This is a genomic window from Methylobacterium sp. ARG-1, assembly GCF_001262595.1.
GTDB lineage: Bacteria > Pseudomonadota > Alphaproteobacteria > Rhizobiales > Beijerinckiaceae > Methylobacterium > Methylobacterium brachiatum.
On sequence record NZ_LHCD01000006.1, the window covers coordinates 81,086 to 102,512 of the forward strand.

Sequence of the window (21,427 nt, forward strand, 5' to 3'; positions counted from 1 at the left end):
CGCGGGGCGCGCGTGACATCCGGGTCCGGGCGCCGCAAGAGGACGGGCGGCGGATGAGCATGGGGCCGACGATTCGGCTCGGCTCCGGCCCGTACGCCCAGGCCGTTTCCCGCGCCTGCACGATCCCCAGCCATTCCATCGCCGGCCGGCTTGCCGTTTGGCAAATGCCAGCGCCTTCTTTATGGACCGAGGCCCATGACGCGGTACGTTTTCATCACCGGCGGCGTGGTTTCCTCTCTCGGTAAGGGACTCGCCTCCGCAGCGCTCGCCGCCGTGCTTCAGGCACGGGGCTATCGGGTCCGGATGCGCAAGCTCGACCCCTACCTGAACGTCGATCCGGGCACGATGAGCCCGACCCAGCACGGCGAGGTGTTCGTCACCGACGACGGCGCCGAGACCGATTTGGATCTGGGTCATTACGAGCGCTTCACCGGCGTGCCGGCGAGCCGAGCCGACAACATCACCACCGGCCGGATCTACCAGGACATCATCGCCAAGGAGCGGCGGGGCGACTATCTCGGCGCCACGATCCAGGTGATCCCGCACGTCACCAACGCGATCAAGGATTTCGTCCTCGACGGCAACGACACGTTCGACTTCGTGCTGGTCGAGATCGGCGGCACCGTCGGCGACATCGAGGGTCTGCCGTTCTTCGAGGCGATCCGCCAGCTCGGCCAGGAACTGCCCCGCGGCACCTGCTGCTACGTCCACCTGACGCTGCTGCCTTACATTCCATCGGCGGGCGAGCTGAAGACCAAGCCGACCCAGCACTCCGTGAAGGAGCTGCGCTCGATCGGCATCCAGCCCGATATCCTGCTCTGCCGCTGCGACCGGCCGATCCCAGTCGAGGAGCGGCGCAAGCTCGCCCTGTTCTGCAACGTCCGCGAGACCGCGGTGATCGAGGCGCTGGACGTCGCCTCGATCTACGAGGTGCCGCTCTCCTACCGAAAGGCCGGGCTCGACCGGGAGGTGCTCGGCCATTTCGGCCTGGAGCACGGCGAGGAGCCGGATCTCGGCCGCTGGACGACGATCTCCGACCGGGTGCGCAACCCCGAGGGCGAGGTCTCGATCGCCATCGTGGGCAAGTACACGGGGCTGAAGGACGCCTACAAGTCGCTGACCGAGGCGCTGATCCACGGCGGCATCAGCCACCGGGTCAAGGTCAACCTCGAATGGATCGAGGCCGAGGTGTTCGAGCGCGAGGACCCCGCGCCGTTCCTCGAAGGCCTGAACGGCATCCTGGTGCCCGGCGGCTTCGGCCAGCGCGGCGCCGAGGGCAAGATCCGCGCGGCCCGCTACGCCCGCGAGAAGCGCATTCCCTATCTCGGCATCTGCTTCGGCATGCAGATGGCGGTGATCGAGGCTGCCCGGTCCCTGGCCGGCGTGCCGGATGCCAACTCGACCGAGTTTGGGGAGACCTCGGAGCCGGTGGTCGGCCTACTCACCGAGTGGCTGCGCGGCAACGAGCTAGAGCGGCGCGCCGCGGTCGGCGATCTCGGCGGCACGATGCGGCTCGGCGCCTACGACGCGCAGCTCGACCCCGATTCGAAGATCGCCCAGATCTACGGGTCCGACCGGATCTCCGAGCGCCACCGCCACCGCTACGAGGTCAACATGGCCTATCGCGAGCGGCTGGAGGCCAAGGGCCTGCGCTTCTCCGGGCTCTCGCCGGACGGGCTCCTGCCCGAGACGGTGGAGCATGTCGGGCACCCGTTCTTCATCGGCGTGCAGTTCCACCCGGAGCTGAAGTCGCGCCCGTTCGAGCCACACCCGCTGTTCAAGGGTTTCGTCGGCGCGGCGATCGAGCAGAGCCGGCTGGTCTAGAACACCGGAGCCGCGGCCGCGCGCCGCTGCTCGCTCCGGGCGCCCGAACCCTATATCGGTCTGACCGTGACCGAGATCCTGTTCTACCACATGCAGCGCCAGCCCCTCGAGAAGGTGCTGCCGAACCTCGTCGAGCGCTCGCTCGGCCGGGGCTGGCAGGCCGCGATCCAAGCGGCCACCGAGGAGCGGCTGCAGGCCCTCGACGACCACCTCTGGACCTATTCCGACGAGAGCTTCCTGCCGCACGGCACCGACCGTGACCCCGATGCGGCCGGCCAGCCGGTGGTGCTCACGCTCCGCGACGTGAACCCCAACACCGCCTCGATCCGGTTCCTGGTCGAGGGCGCCGACCTGCCGCCGGACGCAGAGAGCTACGAGCGGATCTGCATCCTCTTCGACGGGACCGACCAGGACGCCCTGCTGCGCGCCCGCGAGCAGTGGCGCCAGGCCAAGGAGGCGGGTCACGCCGTCGCCTACTGGCAGCAGGACGATTCGGGCCGCTGGAACAAGAAGGCTTGACCGTGCCCCTCAGCAAGCGTCTCGCACATGCCGCGCTCGCCCTCACCCTCGTGGCGGCGCCGCTGCCGATTCACGCGCAGGACGCCCACCATCCCGGCCCTCAGGCCGAGGCGAAGCCGGCCCCGCGCGGCCCAGAAGGGCGACGCCTGCCGCCGGATTCCACCACCCGCCAGAGCATCAAGCTCCCCGACGGGCGCAGCCTCGACTTCACCGCCACGGCCGGCAGCCTGCCGCTGGTCGACGAGGCCGGGAAGCTCCAGGCCGAGATCGCCTATGTCGCCTACACGATGGCCCCGGAGGCCGGCCGCGAGCGGCCGGTCACCTTCGCGATCAACGGCGGACCGGGCGCGGCCTCGGCCTACCTGAATCTCGGCGCGATCGGTCCCTGGCGGCTGCCGACGGGGGGCGCCAGCATCAGCCCGTCGCAAGCGGTGGCACTCACACCCAACGACGGCACCTGGCTCGACTTCACCGACCTCGTCTTCATCGATCCCGTGGGCACCGGCTACAGCCGGGCCAGCGACGGCAACGGCAAGACCTACTGGAGCATCGACAGCGATGCCGCGACGCTCGCCGCCGTCATCGCCCGCTACCTGCGGGTCAACGACCGGATGGCGAGCCCGAAATTCTATGTCGGCGAGAGCTACGGCGGCTTCCGCGGGCCGCTGATCACCGAGAAGCTGCAGGAGGAGATCGGAATCGGCCTGTCCGGGATGGTGCTGCTCTCGTCGGTGCTCGATTTCGGCTGGCTCGAGACGCCGCGGGCTAATCCTTGGGGCTACGTGCTGAAGCTGCCCTCTCTGGCGGCCGGCGCCTTGGAACGGGCCGGCACCATGCCGAATCCGGCGCTGCTAAGCGACGCCGAGGCCTACGCGGCGGGGCCGTATCTGACCGACCTGCTCAAGGGCCCGAGCGACACCGCCGCGGTCGCCCGCATGACAGAAAAGGTCGCGCCGCTCACCGGCTTCGACCCGGCCTTCGTCCGCGCCCAGGCCGCGCGTCTCTCCACCCGCAGCATCCAGCGCGAAATCGACCGGACGGAGGGCCGCGTCACCAGTGCCTACGACACCGGCATCACCGGCTGGGACCCGAACCCGGATGCCGCGCAGCCGAGCTTCGAGGATCCCCAGCTCACCGCACTCCAGGCGCCGCTGACCAGCGCCATGCTCGATCTCTATGCGCGCACCCTGAAATGGCCGGTGCCGAACCTGCGCTACGAGCTTCTGAGCAACGCGGTGAATCGCGGCTGGAGCTGGGGCGCGGGCCGGCAGGCGCCGGAAGTGCTCTCGAACCTCAAGGGCGTCCTGGCTCTCGATGGCCAGCTGCGCGTGCTCGTCGCCCACGGCTTCACCGATCTCGTGACCCCGTATTACGCCTCGAAGTTGCTGCTGGCGCAGGTCCCGGCCTACGGCGCCGGGCGTCTCAGCCTCGCGGTCTATCCCGGGGGGCACATGTTCTATTCGCGCGACGATTCCCGGGCCGCGTTCAAGCGCGATGTCCAGCGGCTCTACCAGGAGGCCCTCAAGGCTCGCGATGGCGGCTCGGCGCCTTCGGCCGGGGCACCGGCCGAACGGCTCAAGGACGCGCCCTGACGGTCACGCCGCGTCGTCGAATGCGAGCGCCTCAGCCGGGTAATCGATCATCATCCGGCGCTGGGCGTCGGTGTTCTGCCACTCGCCGACCTTCATGTAGCCTCCCGCGATGTCCCTGACCTCGACCAGCTTGCGGATGGTCTCGATGCCCTGGAACGCCTGCGGCCAATTGGACGCGAAGTAGAACACCTGCTCGACCCGCTCCGACAGGTGGCAGATCGCCGGACCGAAAGTGCCCAGGCCGAAGACGAGGTAGCGACCGTTCACCAGGGCCGCGACATCGGCCACAAGCGACTCGCTCTGCGTCTCCACCGGCAGGCCGAGACCTTTCGCGTAGGCCTCCACCTCGGCGATCACCGGGTTCAGCCGGTTCTCGAAGACCAGCTTGACCGAGCGGATCCGCCCCTCGCCGCGCAGCCGGTCGATGACCATGCGGTAGAAGGCGAAGGGCGGCTGCGGGTAGTGCGGATCGACCCAGGTGCTGAAGATGTCGCCCGAGCGGATATGGATCAGGAGCTGGTCGTCGGGCTTGGGGGGAAACGTCGCCGGCAGCCCGTTGAACAGCGGGCGGATGATCTCCTGGATGATCGCCCGCGAATCCGGCGGCGTCTCGAGCCCCACCAGACGCTGGAACTGCGTCGGGTCGAAATACAGGCCGGACAGGAAGTAGCCGTCCGCCGGCAGCGCCTCATCCGGCGGGATGAAGGTGATGCCGTCGCGGGTGAGCCGCTCGGTCAGGAAGATCACCTTGCTGCGGTCGACCTTCGGGACCTTGACGTATTTGAGGTTCAGCGCCTTCGCGACCGAGAGCGCGATGATGTACTGGACCAGGCAATTGCCGAACGCGCCGTTCTCGAACAGCGACAGGCCGACGAGGGTGCGGCTCGCCCGATCCGGTCCGCTCTCCAGGCTGTAGGCGAGGTAGCGGTTGGCCCCCGGCTTCTCGTTGAGGAGCGTCACGTCGAGGTCGAGCATTGCCCGCAGTGCGATCAGGTCGATCGCGGCCTCCTCGGCGCGGACCTGCACGGCGGCCACCCGGTCGGGATCCGGCACCGCGATGCGCACGGACCGCGTCCAGGCGCGCTCATCGGCCTCGATGAATGCGGCGCTGGAACCCGCCTCGCTCTGCCGGGACGCAAGGCCGGGCTCCGACCAGGACGCGCCGTCCTGCAGCACGAGGATCGCGACATCCGCGACGGGTGCCGGATCCGCCCCATTCCAGACGACGACGATGGAATGGATCGGGAAGCGGCCGCCGAGATCGATCTCCAGCCAGGTCGTATCCGCGACCGCTTGCGGCGTGCGGCCGTCGGCGAGGTCGACGAGGGCGGGATTCGAGTCGTCTGCCGGGGCCATCATGTCTCCGGGGCGGATCTGGGCCGGTCGCGCCGGGGCGCAGCCGGACGGCGCGACCGGCGGTGCCCGCATCGACACCGGCCCGTCAAGCCCGCCCGCTGAAGCCATCGAGCCCAGTCGCCGCCTCAGCCGTTAGTCCCGGACTTCAGGAGGAGGACGTCGATGTCGCTCTGGGGGACGTAATCCTTCACGACCATTTCGAACGTGGTCGGCCCGGTCTTCTTCACGTTGGTACCGCAGAACGCAATGAGGGTCGCGGGGTCGCCCTTGTCCACGACCAACTTGAACGTGCCGATCGGTCCCGCCCAGTTCCCCCCGGACGTGATCACGTAGGAGAGGTACTGCTCATAGGCCTGGAACGACCGGCTGCCATCCGCGCTCGCCCGGCGGTACAGAGCCTTGGCCGCCTTCTCGAACGCGGGCTCCGTGCAGTAGCGGGTTGCGTATTGCGCCTTCTGCGCCGGGTCCACGTTCGGAGCGCCGTAGGACAGGCTGCCCAGGCTCGGCACGTAGCTCTGGCGGACCGTGATCTCCCGACCGGCCGGGAAGACCTGCCGGCGCCAGAACTTCGATTTCAGCGTCCAGAGCGGGACATCCGCGATCGTGCCATCCGTGTGCACCTGCCGCTCCAGGATGCCGGCAGCGGCCAGAGCGAGGCGTCGGCTCTCGCCCAGACGGCGCAGGGCCTCTTCCGTCGCCTCGACGGTCGGCATCAGGGGAATGCCCAGGCCCTTGAGGCGATCGGTGATCTCGACCGGCGGCGCACCGTTCCGGATCAGGAACGCCCTTTGCTCGACTTGCGATTCGACCGGCCGTCCATCGACCTCGGTCGCGAACTTGAGGAAGTTGTCGTGGGCCGGATCGGGAATCGCGGTCAGCATCTCGCGATCCCCGGTGATGTCGGGCATCGGAAACGCGATGGTGGTCTCGATATCGGCGTCGGTGAGGTTGCGGAACCGGTAGTCGATCCGCACGGCCTTCTCGGACAGGTACAGCTCCTCGGAGGCGAGCGCGATCTTGTCGGTCTTCTCGAGGACCAGACCGCCCGCGGCGAGCGCGGCGCTGCTGTCATCCGCCCGGGCGGGCAAGGACGCCGTTGCCGCAAGGGCGCAGGCCAGCCACAAGGTTCGCATCGGTATCACACTCAATATGCTCGGGAAGCGGCGGCCTGCGCGGCCGCTGCGGGAGCCGTCCGCCGGCAGTCCGGGTGATCGGGGCTGGTCGCGTTCGGCAAGTCGGAGCGAGACGGTTTGGCCGCGAAGATCGTCGCCCGGACGCGGCAAAAGCTTCACAGCAACCAACCACACCACTGAACCACGTCGTACCCGAAGAGTCGGAGATGATTCCGCCGCGCCTCCGTTGTGCGAGAGCTGTCATGCGTCTACAACGATCCCGTGACGGTGCCCCGGCAACGGGGTGAAAAGGGAATGCGGTGAGGAGCGCGAGTTCCGAATCCGCGGCTGCCCCCGCAACTGTGAGCGGCGAGCGTCTGCCAGTAGGCCACCGGAGCGATCCGGGAAGGCGGCAGGCGCGCCGAGCCGCGAGCCAGGAGACCTGCCGTCACGCTGAGATCCCGCAATGCCGCCGGTGGGGCGGCTGGAGACACGCTGATGATTACCTCGACCCTCGCACCCGTCGCAACCGGCACCCGCGCTGCTGAGCGCCCGATCGCCGTCGCGATCGCGGCTTTCCTCGGCCTCGGCCTGCTGTTCATGGCGGGCTTCTCGCCGGCGATCGCGCTGCACAACGCGGCGCACGATTTCCGGCACACCCAGAACTTCCCCTGCCACTGACGCCCCTGCGCCAGGGATGATCATCCGGCTTCTGTCGGCGGCTCTGGCCGCCGGCTTCCTCGCGGCCGTCGTCGTGACAGGCCTCGAGCTGACGCTGACCTCGCCGTTGATCGTGGCGGCCGAGCGTTACGAACATCATCAGACGCAGCAGGCCGAGCGCGGCCTCCCGATCATCCTGGCGCATGCCGGGCACGATCATGCCGCGCCGGATGCTGCGCTCGAATGGCAGCCCGGTGAGGGCCTGCCACGCATGGCGTTCACGGCCCTGGCGACCCTCGTGGGCGCGGTGGGCTATGCCCTGCTGCTCGGTGCGGCGATCCTCGCCTGCGGGCGCGAGCCGACCCGCCAGGTCGGCGTCGCCTTTGCGATTGCGGGCTTCGCCAGCGTCGCCCTCGCCCCGGGCCTCGGCCTGCCGCCGGAGCTGCCGGGCAGCGAGGCGGCACCGCTCGCCACGCGCCAAGCCTGGTGGGTGATGACCGCCGCCGCCACCGGCATGGGCCTGTACCTGATCACGATCCGGCGCTCGCTGATCGCGATCCTGGGTGGGCTCGTTCTGATCATCGCCCCGCACGTGGCCGGCGCACCGCAGGCCCCCGAGGCCGCCTCCGAGCTTCCGGCGGCGCTGGCGGCACAGTTTGCGGCCCGGTCGTTGGCGATCAGCTTCGTCTTCTGGCTGCTGATCGGCCTCGGCTTCGGCTGGGCCTGGCAGGCTTTCGCCCGGGGCCCGGCACGCGGGACGGCCCATGCCTGAGACCGTCCTCTACGTCTGCACCACCTGCCGCCGCCCGGGCGACGACCCGGACGGCCCGCGGGCCGGAGCGCGCCTGCTGGACGCTTTGCGCGCGGGCAACGCGGCGCCGGACCTGCGGATCGAGGGGGTCGAGTGCCTCTCGGTCTGCAAGCGGCCCTGCTCGGTGGCGGTCGCCTCCGCGAACCGCTGGACCTACGTCTACGGCGACATGGATCCGATCGAGTCCGCCGCCATTATCCTCGGCGGCCTCGCGTCCTACGCGGCGACGCAGGACGGCATCGTACCGTGGCGGGAACGGCCCGCCGCCTTCAAGACCGGCGTGATCGCCCGGATCCCGCCCTTTCCCGATCCCCGCCCGCTTCCGGCCGGCACCCTGGAGGCTGCGGAATGACCATCGTCGCCAAGATCCCCTGCACCATCGTTACCGGCTTCCTCGGCGCCGGAAAGACTACGCTGGTCCGCCACGTCGTCGAGAACGCGAAGGGCCGCCGCTTGGCGATCCTGGTGAACGAATTCGGCGATGTCGGCTTCGACAAGTCGTTCCTGGCCGCCTGCGGCGTCGAGGGCTGTACCGAGGACTCCATCGTCGAGCTGCCGAATGGCTGCATCTGCTGCACCGTGGCCGACGATTTCGTGCCGGCTCTCGAGACCCTGCTCGGCCGCGCCGAGCCGCCGGAGCACATCCTGATCGAGACCTCCGGCCTGGCCCTACCGAAGCCCCTGGTCCAGGCGTTCCAGTGGCCGGCGATCCGCTCGCGGGTCACTGTGGACGGCGTGGTGGCGGTGGTCGATGGGCCGGCCGTGGCCGCCGGAGCCTTCGCGGAGGATCCCGAGGCGCTGGCCGCCCAGCGCGCTGCCGACACGGCGGTCGATCACGACAACCCGCTCGAGGAAGTGTTCGAGGACCAGCTCCTCTGCGCCGACCTCGTCGTGCTCAACAAGTCCGACCTGCTCGATGCCGAGACCCGGGCGCGGGTGCGCGCCGAGGTCGAGGCGCATCTGCCCCGGGCCGTGAAGGTGGTCGAGACCGCCAACGGCGCCATCGACCCGCTGGTCCTGCTCGGGCTCGGCGCGGCCGCCGAGAACGATCTCGACGCCCGCCCCTCGCATCACGGCGACGGCGAGGATCACGACCACGACGATTTCGAGACCGTGGCCCTCCCGGTGCGCCCGGCCATCACCGCCGGCGACCTGGCGGCCCGCGTGGAGAAAGCCGCCGAAGCTCCGGGCGTCCTGCGCATCAAGGGGTTCGCCGAGGTCGAGGGCAAGGCCATGCGCCTCGTGGTGCAGGGCGTTGGCCGGCGCGTCGTCCACCATTTCGATCGGCCCTGGCGGGCGGGCGAGAGCCGTGACGGGCGCCTCGTGGTGATCGGCTTGAAGGGGTTCGATCAGGGCGCCGTCGCCGCGGCGCTCGCGGGATGAAGCCGGTCGCGCGCGGTCCCTCGCCGAGACGCTGCGCGCGCGCCCATTTCGGCGCGGCCTAGGAGGCGCGCCATGCATCTCGTTCGCATCGATACCGTCTCCCTCGATGACGGCGAGGCGGCCGTGGATCTCGGGCAGGAGCCCGGGGACCTCGTCGTGCTATCGTTCACCGACAGCGACCTCGCCGGGATCGGGCAGGCCCAGGCCGCCGAGCCGGGTCTGCCGAGCCTGCGGCTCGCCAAGCTCGCCAAGCTCCGGCATCCGATGTCGGTCGATCTCTATGTCGAGCGCGTGGTGTCGCGGGCGAAGCTCGTGGTGATCCGCTGCCTCGGCGGCCTGGATTACTGGCGCTACGGGATCGAAAGCTGCGCCGCCGCGGCACGGGCGCACGGCGTCGTGCTGGCGGTGCTAGCAGGCGACGACCGGCCGGACCCGCGGCTGGCCGGCTTCTCCACCGATCCGGATTTCGCGCAGCAGCTCGACGCGTATTTTCGTGCCGGCGGCCCGGAGAATCTGCGGCGGATGCTGCGCCTGCTCGCCGCCCGGATCGGCGCGGGCGGTGCCATCGAGCCGCCGCAGCCGCTGCCACGGGGCTTCCCCTGGTGTCCCGGTTGCGGCGTGCTCGCGCTGGATACGGCGATCGAGGCGGCCGAGACGGCGGTGCCGCTCTCGGACCCGCGTGTGACCGCGACCCCGCTCGCCCTGCTTCTGGTCTACCGCTCCGCGGTGCTCGGTGGCGATACCGCGCCGTTCGTCGCCCTGGCCGCGTCCCTGCGCGCCCGCGGCATCGGCGTCCTGCCGATGGCGGTTTCAAGCCTCAAGGAGCCGGTGGCCGCCCGGGCGGTCGCCGAGGCCGTGCGTGCCCGCAAGCCGGATCTCGTCATCGCCGCCACCGCCTTCTCGGCACGGGAGGACGGGATCGATTTCGTCCTCGACGGCGCCGATTGCCCGGTGCTCCAGGCCTTCACGGTCGGCGCCCCCCGGGCGGCCTGGGAGGGCTCGGCCCGGGGTCTCGGCGCCGCCGACCTCGCCATGCAGGTCGCACTGCCGGAATTCGATGGCCGGCTTTCCGGCTTTCCGATCTCGTTCAAGGAGGAGGCCCCGGAAGTCGCCGGCTTCGCCGAGCGCCGGGCCGTCTCCTATCCCGCCGGCATCGAAGCCCTGGCCGAGCGCGCGGCGGGCTGGCTGCGCCTCGCCGCCCTCCCCCGGGCCGAGCGGCGGGTGGCCGTCGTCCTGTCCGATTATCCGGCCCGGGGCGGCCGGGCTGGCTTCGCGGTCGGCCTCGACACCCCCGAGAGCGCCCGCGCGATCCTGTCCGATCTTGCCGTGGCGGGTTACGCGACCGGCGAGCCGCTGGAGCCGGCCGCGCTGATGCAGGCGCTCACCGAGGGCGCGGCGGACTTCACGGTCCCGCTGGCGGATTATGCTGCTTGGCTTTCCGGATTGCCCGCGGCGTCGCGTGACGCCCTGGCAACTGCCTGGGGCGAGCCAGCTGACGACCCGATATGTCGCGACGGTCTGTTCCGGTTTCGGATGGTTGCATCGTGTGCCGCGCACCAGCGCCTTCATGCGGACGGCCACATCCAGCCGGTGCCGGATGGAGGGCCGGTCCCCACTCCCGCACGAGAGAGAGGACATGTCTCATCTTCCCCAGGCCAAGGTAGGGATGCCGAAGCGGACGCGGGAGCGTGCGGAGAAATCGCCCTCTTCCTCCAGCCCGACCGCGGCCGCGATTCCGACCGCAAGGCCGGCTATCACGACCCGGATCGCGTCCCGACCCACGCCTACCTGGCCTTTCACCTCGGCCTGCGCCGGCGTTTCGACGCGCTGGTGCAGCTCGGCACGCACGGCACCACCGAGTGGCTCCCCGGCAAAGCGGTGGCCCTGTCCCCTTACTGCGTCCCGGCGCTCTGCGTCGGCGGGCTGCCGGTAATCTACCCGTTCATCGTCGATGACCCGGGCGAGGCCGCGCCGCTCAAGCGCCGCCTGGGCGGGATCGCGCTCGGGCACCTCACCCCCGACACGACCCTCCACGCCCTGCCGCCGGAGGCCGCGCGCCTGCGCGAGCTGGTGGAGGAGTATTCGGCCGCCAGCGTGCTCGATCCGCGCCGGGCCGGCCTGATCGCACGCGCGATCCTGGAGGATGCGGACGCCGCCGGGCTGCTCGACGGCGCCGGCATTGGCCCGGACACACCGATGGAGGAGGCGCTGACCCGGCTCGACGCCCATCTCTGCGACCTCGGCGAGACCACCTTCCGCGACGGCCTGCACGTCTTCGGACGCGCCCGCGACGGTGCGCTGGACGCCGTCGTCGCGAGCGCCGCGGGCGAGCGGGCGGGCCTGCTCGCCGCGCTCGACGGCCGCTTCGTGCCGCCGGGCCCCGCCGGCTCGCCGTCGCGCGGCCGGACCGACGTGCTGCCCACCGGGCGCAATCTCGCGACCCTCGACCCGCGGGCGATCCCGAGCCGCGCCGCTGCGCTGCTGGGTGAGCGGGCCGCCGCCTCGGTGGTGACCCGCTACCTGCAGGATGAGGGCGAGTACCCGGCCCGGATCGTCATGGATCTCTGGGCCTCCCCGACCCTGCGCACCGGCGGCGAGGATGTGGCCCACGCCTTGGCGCTGATGGGCGTGCGGCCGGTCTGGGACCATGCCAGCACCCGGGTCACCGGTTTCGAGGTATTGCCGCTCGCCATGCTCGACCGGCCGCGCATCGACGTGACCGTCCGCATCTCGGGCGCGTTCCGCGACACTTTCCCGGATACGCTCGCCCTAATGGATCGCGCCGCCCGCGCCGTGGCCGAGCGGGACGAGGAGGATGCCGAAAATCCCCTGGCCGCCGCTCGGCGCCGCGGCGAGGACATCGCCCGGGTCTACGGCGCGGCGCCCGGCCGCTACGGCGCCGGCACGGCCGCCACCGCCCTCGGCGGCGCCTGGGACGACCGGGCCGATCTCGGCCGGGCCTATCTCGCCGCGAGCGGCCATGCCTATGGCGACCGCGAGGGACCGGATGCAGACTTCGGCACCCGGGTCGCGGCGGCGGATGCCTATCTGCACGCCTTCGACGTGGCCGAGCGCGACCTGTTCGACGGCGACGCCGCGGTGGATGCCATGGGCGGCTTCGCGGCCGCGGCGACCCTCCAGGGCGTCAGCCCCGCCCTCTACAGCCTGGACGTCTCGGTTCCCGAGCGTCCTAAGACCCGCACCGCCCGGGAGGATGCCGCCCGGCTGATCCGCGCGCGCCTGGCCGATCCGCGCTGGATCACCGCCCAGCTTCGCCACGGATACCGCGGCGCGCAAGAACTGGCCCAGGGTCTCGACGCCGTGTTCGTCCTCGCCGCCGCGAGCGATGCCGTGACCGATGCCGGCTTCGACCGGCTCTACGCCGCCTGGATCGCCGATCCCGACGTATTCGACCGGCTGCGCGCGGCGAACCCAGCAGCGACCCGGGCGATCCTGGAGCGGTTCGACGAGGCCCGCGACCGCGGCCTGTGGCACAGCCGGCGCAACGCGCTGCCAGCTGACGCGCTGATGCCGGAGGCCGCCGAATGAGCGTCGCCGCCCATCGCCGCGTTCTTCCCGCGGCGCCGGCGCGCCGGGGCTGGTGCCCCGGTCTCAGCCGGCCGATGCCTACTGGGGACGGCCTGCTCGCCCGGGTGCATCCGCCGCTGGGGATCCTGACCCTGCCGCAGGCCCGCGCGGTGGCCGAGGGCGCGCGTCGCTTCGGCAACGGCCATCTTGACCTCACCGCCCGCGCCAACCTTCAGATCCGGGGCGTCTCGGAGGCGACGCGCGCGCCGCTCGCCCGCCTGCTGGAGGCCGCCGGCCTCGGCGACACGCGCGCGGACGGTGGCCCGCAGCGCCTGACGCTCACCAGCCCCCTGGCCGGCCACGATCCCGCTGAGACGTTCGACGTCCCGGCCCTTGCCCGCGCGATCGAGGCGGCGGGGCTCGCGGTGCCGGGTCTGCCGGCCAAGACGCTGGTGGTGGTCGAAGGCCGCCCGGGTGCGCAGATGCCGGATGCCGATGCCTGCGTCTTCTCCCGCGCCTCCGGCGGTTTCGGGATCGCGGTCGCCGCGGAGCGGGGTTTTCACGATCTGGCCACCTGTGCCGAGGACGAGGCGCCGGCCGCGACAGCGGCGGTGCTGGAGGCCTTTGCCAGAAGCGGCTTGCGGCGGATGCGCGATCTGTCGTCCGATGCGTTCAGCACATTGGCGGATGCCGTGCGCGAAGAGTTGCAGGCGCGGGTCCCCTCTCCCGTGCGGGAGAGGGATAAGGTGAGTGATGCGACCTCTCCGGAAAGCGCGCCCCCCTCACCCCACCCCTCTTCCGCATGGGAGAGGGGGCACGGTGGCGTCACTCCGGACGTTGCGCCTTTCTCTCCACCGGCCGGCATCGCGCCGCTGGCGGCGAGTCAGATAGTGCTCACCGTCGATGCGCCGTTCGGCCGCTGCACGGCGGATGCCCTCGATCGCCTCGTGGATCTCGCCGCCCGCCTCGGCGCGGAGGAGATCCGTCTGTCCCCGGCCCGCGGCTTCGTGCTGCTGCTCCCGGCAGCGCCTCAGGTGGATCCGGCGGCTCTGGCCGATGACTTCATCGTCGCACCCGACGATCCGCGGCGCAGCGTCGCCGCCTGCACCGGTGCGCCCGCCTGCGCCTCCGGATCGACGCCGACACTTTCGGACGCTGCCAGTGTCGCGGAGGCGTTCCGGCCGTTCGCCGTGGGCGGGAGCGCGGCCCACGTCTCCGGCTGCGCCAAGGGCTGCGCCCGGCCGGGCCCGGCGGACCTCACCCTCGTCGGCCGGGATGGCCTTTACGGCGCCGTAATCGGCGGCGCGCCTGGCGATGAGCCGGCGATGCATCTCCCTATCGAGGCGGTGCTGGAGCGGTTAGGAAGGGCCGAGACAATCGGGCTCGCCGCCGCTTTCGCGCCGGATCGCGCCAGGACCGAGATTGGGAGGACCAGGAGACCGGCATGAGCGCGAGCCAGAATGCCCTGCGCCAGGCAGGTTCGGAGCCGGAGGCCACCTCTCGCTACGAGTATATCCGCGACGGCGCCGCGATCTACGCGCGTTCCTTCGCGATGATCCGGGCCGAGGCCGACCTCGCGCGCTGGTCGGGCGCGGCCGAGCGCGTGGTCGTCCGGATGATCCATGCCTGCGGCATGACCGATCTCCCCGCCGACGTGGAAATGTCGGACGGCTTCGCCGAGGCCGGTGTCGCGGCGCTCCAGGCCGGGGCCCCGATCCTGTGCGATGTCCGGATGGTCGCCGACGGCGTCACCCGAACGCGGCTGCCTGCCAACAATCCCGTCGTCTGCACCCTCGGCGATCCGCGGGTGCCGGATCTCGCCAAGAGCCTCGGCACCACGCGCTCGGCCGCCGCCATGGAGCTATGGCGCGAGCACCTTCCGGGCAGCATCGTGGCGGTGGGCAACGCCCCGACGGCGCTGTTCCGTCTGCTGGAACTGCTCGATTCCGGCGTGCCGCCCCCGGCCGCGGTGATCGGCATCCCGGTCGGCTTCGTCGGCGCCGCCGAGTCCAAGGACGCGCTGGCCCGGGACGGCCGCGTACCCTTCGTCGTCGTCCACGGCCGCCGCGGCGGCAGCGCCATGACCGCCGCAGCGGTCAACGCGCTGGCCAGCGAGGTTGAGTGATGGACGGGTTCGAGCGCGTCGAGGCACCCATCGAGGAGATTCCCGCGGTTGCCGTGACCGGCACCCTTTATGGGGTCGGCATGGGCCCGGGCGATCCCGAGCTGCTCACCGTAAAAGCGCAGCGCATCCTGATGCGCGCACCTGTGCTGGTGCATTTCTGCAAGCGCGGCCGGCGCGGCAACGCCCGCACCATCGCGGACGCGATCCTGCGCGACCCGGCCCGCGAGATGCCGCTGGCCTATCCCTACACGACCGAGATCCATCCGGAGCACCCGGATTACGTTGCGGCCCTTGCGTCCTTCTATGACGACGCGGCCGGACAGCTCGCCGACCATCTCGGCGCGGGCCGCGACGTCGCGATCCTGTCGGAGGGCGACCCGTTCTTCTACGGCTCGTTCATGCATCTGTGGCGGCGCCTCAAGGACCGCTTCCCCGTAGAGGTGGTCCCGGGCGTGACCGGCATGTCCGGCTGCTGGACCCGGGCCGGCACGCCGATCACGTGGGGCGACGATATCCTCACGGTCCTGCCGGCGACGCTGCCGCTCGACGCGCTCACCGAACGCCTGCGCGGCACCGACGCCGCCGTGCTGATGAAGCTCGGCCGTCACCTGCCGAAGGTCCGGGCGGCGCTCACCGCCGCCGGGCTCATCGACCGGGCGGTCTATGTCGAGCGCGGCACCATGGCGGGCGAGCGCGTGGTGATGCTCGCCGACAAGGCGGATGACGACGCGCCCTATTTCTCCATGGTTCTCCTGCCTGGCGAGGGGCGGCGGCCGTGACTGGCAGCCTCACGGTGGTCGGCCTCGGCCCCGGGGATGCCGGGTTGCTGACCGAATCCGCACGCCGGGCCCTCGACGCCGCGGACGATTTGGTCGGGTATTTTCCTTACGTGGCCCGCGTCCCCGAGCGTCCAGGCCTGATCCGGCATGCCAGCGACAACCGCGTGGAGGTCGACCGTGCCCGGCATGCTCTGCAGCTCGCCGCCGCCGGCCGACGCGTGGCGGTGGTGTCGGGGGGCGATCCCGGCGTGTTCGCCATGGCCTCGGCGGTGTTCGAGGCGGTGGAGCACGGCGAACCCGCCTGGCGGGACCTCGCCATCACGGTCGAGCCGGGCATCACCGCGATGCTGGCCGCCGCGGCCCGGCTCGGTGCGCCGCTCGGCGGGGATTTCTGCGCCCTGTCGCTCTCGGACAACCTGAAACCCTGGCCCGTGGTGACCGCTCGGCTGGAAGCGGTGCTGCGCGCCGATCTCGTCATCGCGCTCTACAATCCGATCTCCACCGCGCGGCCCTGGCAGCTCGGCGCGGCCCTCGAACTCGCCGCCGGGATCCGGGCGCCGGAGACGCCGGTGATGTTCGCCCGGGCGATCAGCCGGCCGGACGAGGCGATCCGCGTCTCGACCCTCGCCGAGGCGCGCGACGTGCCGGCCGACATGGCCACGATGGTGATCCTCGGCGCCTCGACCACGCGGCTGATCCCGCGGACCGATGGCCTGCCCTTCGTCTACACGTCGCGCAAAGTCGCGGGGCCGGCATGAGCGCCGGCATCGAGCCAGCGCAGCGCGCCAGCGGCATCGGGGACGCTCGGCACGTCGGGTTTTCTGGGCCGGCGCACCATGATGACGGGGATCGCGAGGGCGCGAGCCGCCGCGATCTTGCCGTAGGTCGCCGCCCCGCCGGAATTCTTGCTGACCAGGATCTCGGTGCCGGTGGCGCGCATCAAATCCGCCTCGGCTTCGGCGTCGAACGGACCACGCGCCTCGAGGGCGGTGAGATGTGGAACCGGCAGCACCCCGCCCAGCGGCTCGACCGTGCGCGCCAGATAGGTGTGGTGCGGCGCCGCCGCGAAGGCGCCGGCTTCCTGGCGGCCGATGGTCAGGAACACGCGCCGGGGCGCCGGCCCGAGAGCGGCGACCGCTCCTTCCATGCCATCCACCTCGGTCCAGAGATCGCCCGGCGCGCGGCACCAGACCGGCCGGCGGATCGCGAGCAGCGTCACGCCAACGGCCTCCGCGGCGCGGGCGGCATTGCCCGAGATGGTCGCCGCGAAGGGATGCGTCGCATCGATCAGGCGATCGATACGCTCGCTGTGCAGATAATCGGCGAGACCCTTGGCACCGCCGAACCCGCCAATTCGCGTCGGCACCGGCTCAGGCGCCGGCGCGGCGGTGCGCCCGGCCAGCGACAGCGTCACAGCGCATTCATTCCGACCGGCCAAGGCCCGCGCCAGGGCGCTCGCCTCGCCGGTGCCGCCGAGGATCAGGATTCGCATCGCGCCGCCGCTCATCGGGGCCTTGTCCATGAGCGCTGAGCCCCTGTCGAGCGGCCCGTGGTTGTCGATCGTCGGCATCGGCGAGGATGGACGGGCCGGGCTCGCGCCCGCGGCTGCCGCCGCGCTCGATGCCGCGCGGGTCGTCTACGGCGGCCGGCGCCATTTCGCCCTGGCCAAGCCCCTCGACGCCGAAACGCGGCCCTGGCCCAGCCCGATCCACGAGGCCTACCCGGAGATCCTGGCCCGGCGCGGCCAGCCGACCTGCATCCTCGCCACCGGCGACCCGTTCCATTACGGCATCGGCGCCGAGATCGCCCGACTGGTGCCGCCCGCCGAGATCCGGGCCTTCCCGCAACCCTCGGCCTTCAGCCTCGCCTGCGCGCGACTGGGCTGGCCCATGGCCGAGTGCGGCCTCGTCACCCTGCACGGCCGGGCGCTCGCCCGGATCGTCCCGCATATCCAGCCGGGCGCGCGCCTCCTCGTCCTGTCCTGGGACGGCACGACGCCGGCGGCCCTAGCGGACGTACTCACCGCGCGGGGCTTCGGCGCCTCGACCATCACGGTCCTCGAAGCGATGGGCGGACCGCGCGAGCGGATCCGTACGGCGCAGGCTGAAGCTTTCGACCCCGCGGCGATCGACCCGCTCAACACCGTGGCGATCGCGGTCGCAGGTGGAGGACGCGCGCTGCCGCTGGCGCCGGGCCTCGACGACGACCGGTTCGAGAATGACGGGCAGCTCACCAAGGCCGAGATCCGGGCGCTGACGCTCGCGGCGCTCCGCCCGCATCCGGATCAGCACCTCTGGGATGTCGGGGCCGGCGCGGGCTCCATCGCCATCGAGTGGATGCTGCGCCACCCGAGCCTGCGAGCCACCGCCATTGAGGCGCGCCCCGAGCGGGCCGAGCGGATCCTCCGGAACGCGCAATCGCTGGGGGTTCCGGACTTGGCGGTGGTGACCGGAGCGGCTCCGGACGCACTCGCCGGCCTGGATGCGCCGGATGCGATCTTCATCGGCGGCGGCGTCTCCGAGCCGGGCATTCTGGCCGCCTCGCTCGCGGCCTTGAAGCCGGGCGGGCGCTGCGTCGCCAACGCGGTGACGCTCCAGGGCGAAGCCGCGCTGCTCGCGGCCTTCGCCGAGCACGGCGGCAGCCTGCGCCGGTTCTCGGTCGATCGGGCGAGCCCGGTGGGCAGCCTGCACGGCTGGCGGCCGGCGATGCCGGTCACTCAATGGACGTGGACCAAGCCATGAGCGACCGGATCGTCGCCGGGATCGGGTTCCGTCGCGGCACGGGCGCCGAGGAGATCGCCGCGCTCATCGCCCGTGCCCTCGGCACTATCGGCGCCGGCCGTACCGATCTCGCCGCCGTCGCGACGGCTGCCGACCGGGCAGCGGACCCCTCCATCTGCCAAGCGGCCGCGGCATTCGGCCTGTGGCCCTGCCCGGTCGAGGGACCGGCCCTGGAAGCCTGCGACGCCCGCGTGGTCACGCGCTCCGCCCGGATCGAGCGCCTGCGTGGGGTCGGCTCGCTGGCCGAGGCGGCGGCCCTGGCGGCGGCGGGTCCCGAGAGCCGGCTCGCCCTCCCCCGCATCGCCAGCGGCGGCGCCACCTGCGCCCTCGCGATCCCGCACGACACCGCTCGGCACCCATGACCGTCCACTTCATCGGCGCCGGCCCCGGCGCTGCCGACCTCATCACGGTGCGCGGCCGCGACCGCATCGCGGCCTGTCCGGTTTGCCTCTATGCCGGATCCCTGGTCGCGCCCGAGATCCTCGGCTGGTGCCCGCCGGGCGCGCACATCATCGACACAGCGCCCCTCGACCTCGACGCGATCATGGCGGAGATCGCGGCTGCGGATGCGCGAGGGCAGGACGTCGCGCGGTTGCATTCGGGCGACCTGTCGATCTGGAGCGCGCTGGCCGAGCAGATGCGCCGGCTCGACCGGCTCGGCATCGCCTACACGGTGACGCCGGGTGTACCGGCCTTCGCGGCGGCCGCCGCGATGCTGCGCCGGGAGCTGACCGCGCCGGGCGTGTCGCAATCCGTCGTGCTGACCCGTACCTCCGGCCGGGCGAGCGCGATGCCCGAGCGGGAGACCCTGGCGGCCTTCGCGGCCACCGGCGCGACGCTGGCGATCCACCTCTCGATCCACGTGGTCGAGACAGTCGCGGCCGAGCTGATCCCGTTCTACGGCGCCGCCTGCCCGGCAGCCGCGGTGTTCCGCGCCTCCTGGCCGGACGAGCGGGCGCTGATCGGCGACCTCGCCGGGTTGCCGGCCCTCGTCGCCGAGGCCGGGCTCGAACGCACCGCCCTGATCCTCGTCGGGCCGGCCCTCGGTGCCGCAGATTTCCGCGAGAGCGCGCTCTACGCCCCCGATTACGACCGGCGCTACCGGCCGGGCGGCACTGTGGGGAGCGCCGTTTGAGCGCCCCCGGCCTTCTGGTCGCCGCGCCGCGCTCGAGCTCCGGCAAGACCACCGTCACGCTGGCGCTGATGCGGGCGTTGAGGCGGCGGGGCCTGCGCGTCCGCGGCGCGAAATGCGGGCCGGACTACATCGATCCGGCCTTCCACCGGGCAGCCACCGGCCAGCCGAGCTTCAATCTCGACAGCTTCGCCATGGCGCCCGGCCTCCTCGACGCGCTGGCCGGCGAGACGGCGGCGCAGGCCGACATCGTCATCGCCGAGGGCTCGATGGGTCTGTTCGACGGCGTCCGGGCGGCGGAAAGCCGCACCGGCGCGAATGCCGACATCGCCGCCCGCTACGGCTGGCCGGTGGTGCTGGTGGTCGACGTCTCCGGCGCGGCACAATCGGCCGCCGCGGTGGCGCTGGGCTGCAAGGTCTACGATCCGCGGATCCGGATCGCCGGAGTGATCCTCAACAAGGTCGCGAGCGCCCGTCACCGCCGTCTAGTGGAGGCCGGCATGGAGCGCGTCGGGCTGCCGGTCCTCGGCGTGCTGATGCGCGACGCCGCGTCGGTCCTACCCGAGCGCCATCTCGGCCTCGTCCAGGCCGGGGAGACCGCTGACCTCGAGGCACGCCTGGACCACCTGGCCGACCTCGCCGAGGCCGGCATCGACCTCGACGCCGTGATCGCCTGCGCGGCCGGCGGGGCCCCCGCATCGGCCGGCGTGCTGCCGCGCCCGCCCGGGCAGCGCGTCGCAATCGCCCGGGATGCGGGGTTCAGCTTCCTCTATCCGCATCTCGAGACCGGATGGCGCCTGGCCGGAGCCGAGATCGTGCCATTCTCGCCGCTCCTGGACGAGGCGCCGCCGGATTCCTGCGACGCCTGCTGGCTGCCGGGCGGCTACCCCGAGCTGCATGCAGGCCAGCTCGCCGCCGCCAGTCGTTTCCTCGACGGCCTGCGCGCCTTCGCGGCAACGCGCCCGGTCCATGGCGAGTGCGGCGGCTACATGGTCCTCGGTCAGACGCTGGAGGATGCGGACGGCACCACCCACGCCATGGCGGGATTGCTGCCGGTCGCCACGTCGTACCGGAAGCGCAAGCTGCATCTCGGCTACCGCGTCGCGCGGCTCTGCAGCGACGGCCCGCTGGGCCGGCGCGGGGCGCGAGTCGTGGGTCACGAATTCCACTATGCCAGCGAATTGTCGCCCGCCGCTGCGGAGGCGAACGCTTTGGCCCGCGTTACCGACGCGGAGGGGACGGACCATGGCCTCGCCGGCCACCGGGTCGGGTCGGTGGGTGGGAGCTTCTTCCACCTCATCGCGGCGGACGAGGGGTAGTCCTCGGCTCGACCGGCATCCGGAATACGTCGGAACAACCCACGGTCGGCCGGACCAAGAGACGCGTTACCAGTCTGACAAGGAATGCCGTTCAGGCGGGATCCGCTGCAGGCAGCGCCGTGCGGGCCTGCGCGAGGCGGGCGGCGCTGCGCACGAGCGCCAGGACATCCCGGCGCATCTGCTCGTCCTCGATCTGCGCATAAGCGCGCAGCAGTTCGATCGCCCCGTGGGCGCTGAGGAAGCCGAACACGTCCTCCTGGGCGTTCTCGCGCGGCTCGCTCTCCTCGAAGAAGGCGGAAACCGGCACCTCGAGCAGGCGCGCGATCTCGCGCAGCCGGCCAGCCCCGACCCGGTTCTGGCCCTTCTCGTATTTCTGAACCTGCTGGAACGTCACGCCGACGGCGTTGCCGAGCGCCGTCTGGCTGAGACCTCGCGCCTTCCGCAACGCGGTGATGCGGATACCGACCAGACGGTCCACGTCCGTGGTCTGTTTCGGCATCATCTGAC

Annotated in this window: 20 protein-coding genes and 1 riboswitch; of the genes, 16 read left to right on the top strand and 4 right to left on the bottom strand. The window is 71.6% G+C overall.

Translation table 11 applies throughout. From position 1 onward, the window contains the following. Window positions 1-195: 195 nt before the first annotated feature. The 3 genes from AKJ13_RS08875 (at window position 196) to AKJ13_RS08885 (ending at window position 3,935) form a co-directional block, all read left to right on the top strand. On the top strand, window positions 196-1,824 hold the full coding sequence (locus AKJ13_RS08875) for a CTP synthase (protein WP_007561505.1): 1,629 nt from the start codon (window positions 196-198) through the stop codon (window positions 1,822-1,824). A 66-nt stretch (window positions 1,825-1,890) separates the two neighbouring features. Further along, window positions 1,891-2,343 (top strand): DNA polymerase III subunit chi, encoded by a 453-nt coding sequence (locus tag AKJ13_RS08880; protein ID WP_007561502.1) that lies wholly within the window; start codon window positions 1,891-1,893, stop codon window positions 2,341-2,343. Window positions 2,344-2,345: 2 nt separating this feature from the next. After that, window positions 2,346-3,935: a peptidase S10 gene (locus AKJ13_RS08885; RefSeq protein WP_050733086.1), complete on the top strand. Its 1,590-nt coding sequence runs from the start codon at window positions 2,346-2,348 to the stop codon at window positions 3,933-3,935. A gap of 3 nt (window positions 3,936-3,938) precedes the next feature. On the opposite strand, the gene AKJ13_RS08890 is transcribed toward AKJ13_RS08885, so the two are convergent. Continuing rightward, window positions 3,939-5,294: a discoidin domain-containing protein gene (locus AKJ13_RS08890; RefSeq protein ID WP_244471557.1), complete on the bottom strand. Its 1,356-nt coding sequence runs from the start codon at window positions 5,292-5,294 to the stop codon at window positions 3,939-3,941. Between the two features lie 122 nt (window positions 5,295-5,416). Continuing rightward, on the bottom strand, window positions 5,417-6,424 hold the full coding sequence (locus AKJ13_RS08895; protein WP_050733011.1) for a DUF4424 domain-containing protein: 1,008 nt from the start codon (window positions 6,422-6,424) through the stop codon (window positions 5,417-5,419). Between the two features lie 248 nt (window positions 6,425-6,672). Continuing rightward, window positions 6,673-6,868: riboswitch (cobalamin riboswitch) on the top strand. 33 nt (window positions 6,869-6,901) lie between these two features. Between AKJ13_RS08895 and AKJ13_RS08900 the strand changes: the two genes are divergently transcribed. The 9 genes from AKJ13_RS08900 to cobJ all read left to right on the top strand — a co-directional run bounded on the left by AKJ13_RS08900 (window position 6,902) and on the right by cobJ (window position 16,447). Then, window positions 6,902-7,084, top strand: a complete 183-nt coding sequence (locus AKJ13_RS08900) for a CbtB-domain containing protein (protein ID WP_050733012.1) — start codon at window positions 6,902-6,904, stop codon at window positions 7,082-7,084. 16 nt (window positions 7,085-7,100) lie between these two features. Then, complete coding sequence (locus tag AKJ13_RS08905; protein WP_050733013.1) at window positions 7,101-7,835, top strand: CbtA family protein; 735 nt, start codon at window positions 7,101-7,103, stop codon at window positions 7,833-7,835. Continuing rightward, on the top strand, window positions 7,828-8,226 hold the full coding sequence (locus AKJ13_RS08910) for a DUF1636 domain-containing protein (protein WP_007561491.1): 399 nt from the start codon (window positions 7,828-7,830) through the stop codon (window positions 8,224-8,226). Before AKJ13_RS08905 ends, AKJ13_RS08910 begins: the two co-directional genes overlap by 8 nt. Next, the gene (gene cobW, locus AKJ13_RS08915; RefSeq protein ID WP_050733014.1) at window positions 8,223-9,257 is read left to right on the top strand and encodes a cobalamin biosynthesis protein CobW; all 1,035 of its coding nucleotides are present in this window, start codon (window positions 8,223-8,225) and stop codon (window positions 9,255-9,257) included. Before AKJ13_RS08910 ends, cobW begins: the two co-directional genes overlap by 4 nt. Before the next feature lie 72 nt (window positions 9,258-9,329). Further along, window positions 9,330-12,806: a cobaltochelatase subunit CobN gene (gene cobN, locus AKJ13_RS08920; protein ID WP_050733015.1), complete on the top strand. Its 3,477-nt coding sequence runs from the start codon at window positions 9,330-9,332 to the stop codon at window positions 12,804-12,806. Then, window positions 12,803-14,233, top strand: a complete 1,431-nt coding sequence (gene cobG, locus AKJ13_RS08925) for a precorrin-3B synthase (RefSeq protein WP_050733016.1) — start codon at window positions 12,803-12,805, stop codon at window positions 14,231-14,233. The genes cobN and cobG overlap by 4 nt, the downstream gene beginning before the upstream one ends. Then, the gene (locus AKJ13_RS08930) at window positions 14,230-14,910 is read left to right on the top strand and encodes a precorrin-8X methylmutase (protein WP_050733017.1); all 681 of its coding nucleotides are present in this window, start codon (window positions 14,230-14,232) and stop codon (window positions 14,908-14,910) included. Before cobG ends, AKJ13_RS08930 begins: the two co-directional genes overlap by 4 nt. Continuing rightward, on the top strand, window positions 14,910-15,689 hold the full coding sequence (locus AKJ13_RS08935) for a precorrin-2 C(20)-methyltransferase (RefSeq protein WP_050733018.1): 780 nt from the start codon (window positions 14,910-14,912) through the stop codon (window positions 15,687-15,689). Before AKJ13_RS08930 ends, AKJ13_RS08935 begins: the two co-directional genes overlap by 1 nt. Further along, a complete protein-coding gene (cobJ, locus tag AKJ13_RS08940) occupies window positions 15,686-16,447 on the top strand; it encodes a precorrin-3B C(17)-methyltransferase (RefSeq protein ID WP_050733019.1) in 762 nt (253 codons plus the stop codon). Before AKJ13_RS08935 ends, cobJ begins: the two co-directional genes overlap by 4 nt. Here the strand turns inward: cobJ and AKJ13_RS08945 are convergent. Next, window positions 16,414-17,211 (bottom strand): cobalt-precorrin-6A reductase, encoded by a 798-nt coding sequence (locus AKJ13_RS08945; protein ID WP_050733020.1) that lies wholly within the window; start codon window positions 17,209-17,211, stop codon window positions 16,414-16,416. The two genes, cobJ and AKJ13_RS08945, sit on opposite strands and share 34 nt — an antisense overlap. Between AKJ13_RS08945 and AKJ13_RS08950 the strand changes: the two genes are divergently transcribed. From AKJ13_RS08950 to AKJ13_RS08965, 4 genes are read left to right on the top strand one after another with little or no spacing between them, the layout of a single operon-like run. Next, a complete protein-coding gene (locus tag AKJ13_RS08950; protein ID WP_050733021.1) occupies window positions 17,210-18,430 on the top strand; it encodes a bifunctional cobalt-precorrin-7 (C(5))-methyltransferase/cobalt-precorrin-6B (C(15))-methyltransferase in 1,221 nt (406 codons plus the stop codon). The genes AKJ13_RS08945 and AKJ13_RS08950 overlap by 2 nt on opposite strands. Continuing rightward, window positions 18,427-18,831, top strand: coding sequence for a cobalamin biosynthesis protein (locus AKJ13_RS08955; protein ID WP_244471558.1), 405 nt, complete (start codon window positions 18,427-18,429; stop codon window positions 18,829-18,831). The genes AKJ13_RS08950 and AKJ13_RS08955 overlap by 4 nt, the downstream gene beginning before the upstream one ends. Next, window positions 18,828-19,604, top strand: a complete 777-nt coding sequence (gene cobM, locus AKJ13_RS08960) for a precorrin-4 C(11)-methyltransferase (RefSeq protein ID WP_050733023.1) — start codon at window positions 18,828-18,830, stop codon at window positions 19,602-19,604. Before AKJ13_RS08955 ends, cobM begins: the two co-directional genes overlap by 4 nt. Continuing rightward, window positions 19,601-20,920, top strand: coding sequence for a cobyrinate a,c-diamide synthase (locus AKJ13_RS08965; RefSeq protein ID WP_050733024.1), 1,320 nt, complete (start codon window positions 19,601-19,603; stop codon window positions 20,918-20,920). The genes cobM and AKJ13_RS08965 overlap by 4 nt, the downstream gene beginning before the upstream one ends. Before the next feature lie 91 nt (window positions 20,921-21,011). On the opposite strand, the gene AKJ13_RS08970 is transcribed toward AKJ13_RS08965, so the two are convergent. Further along, a complete protein-coding gene (locus AKJ13_RS08970) occupies window positions 21,012-21,422 on the bottom strand; it encodes a helix-turn-helix transcriptional regulator (RefSeq protein WP_050733088.1) in 411 nt (136 codons plus the stop codon). Window positions 21,423-21,427: the final 5 nt, after the last annotated feature.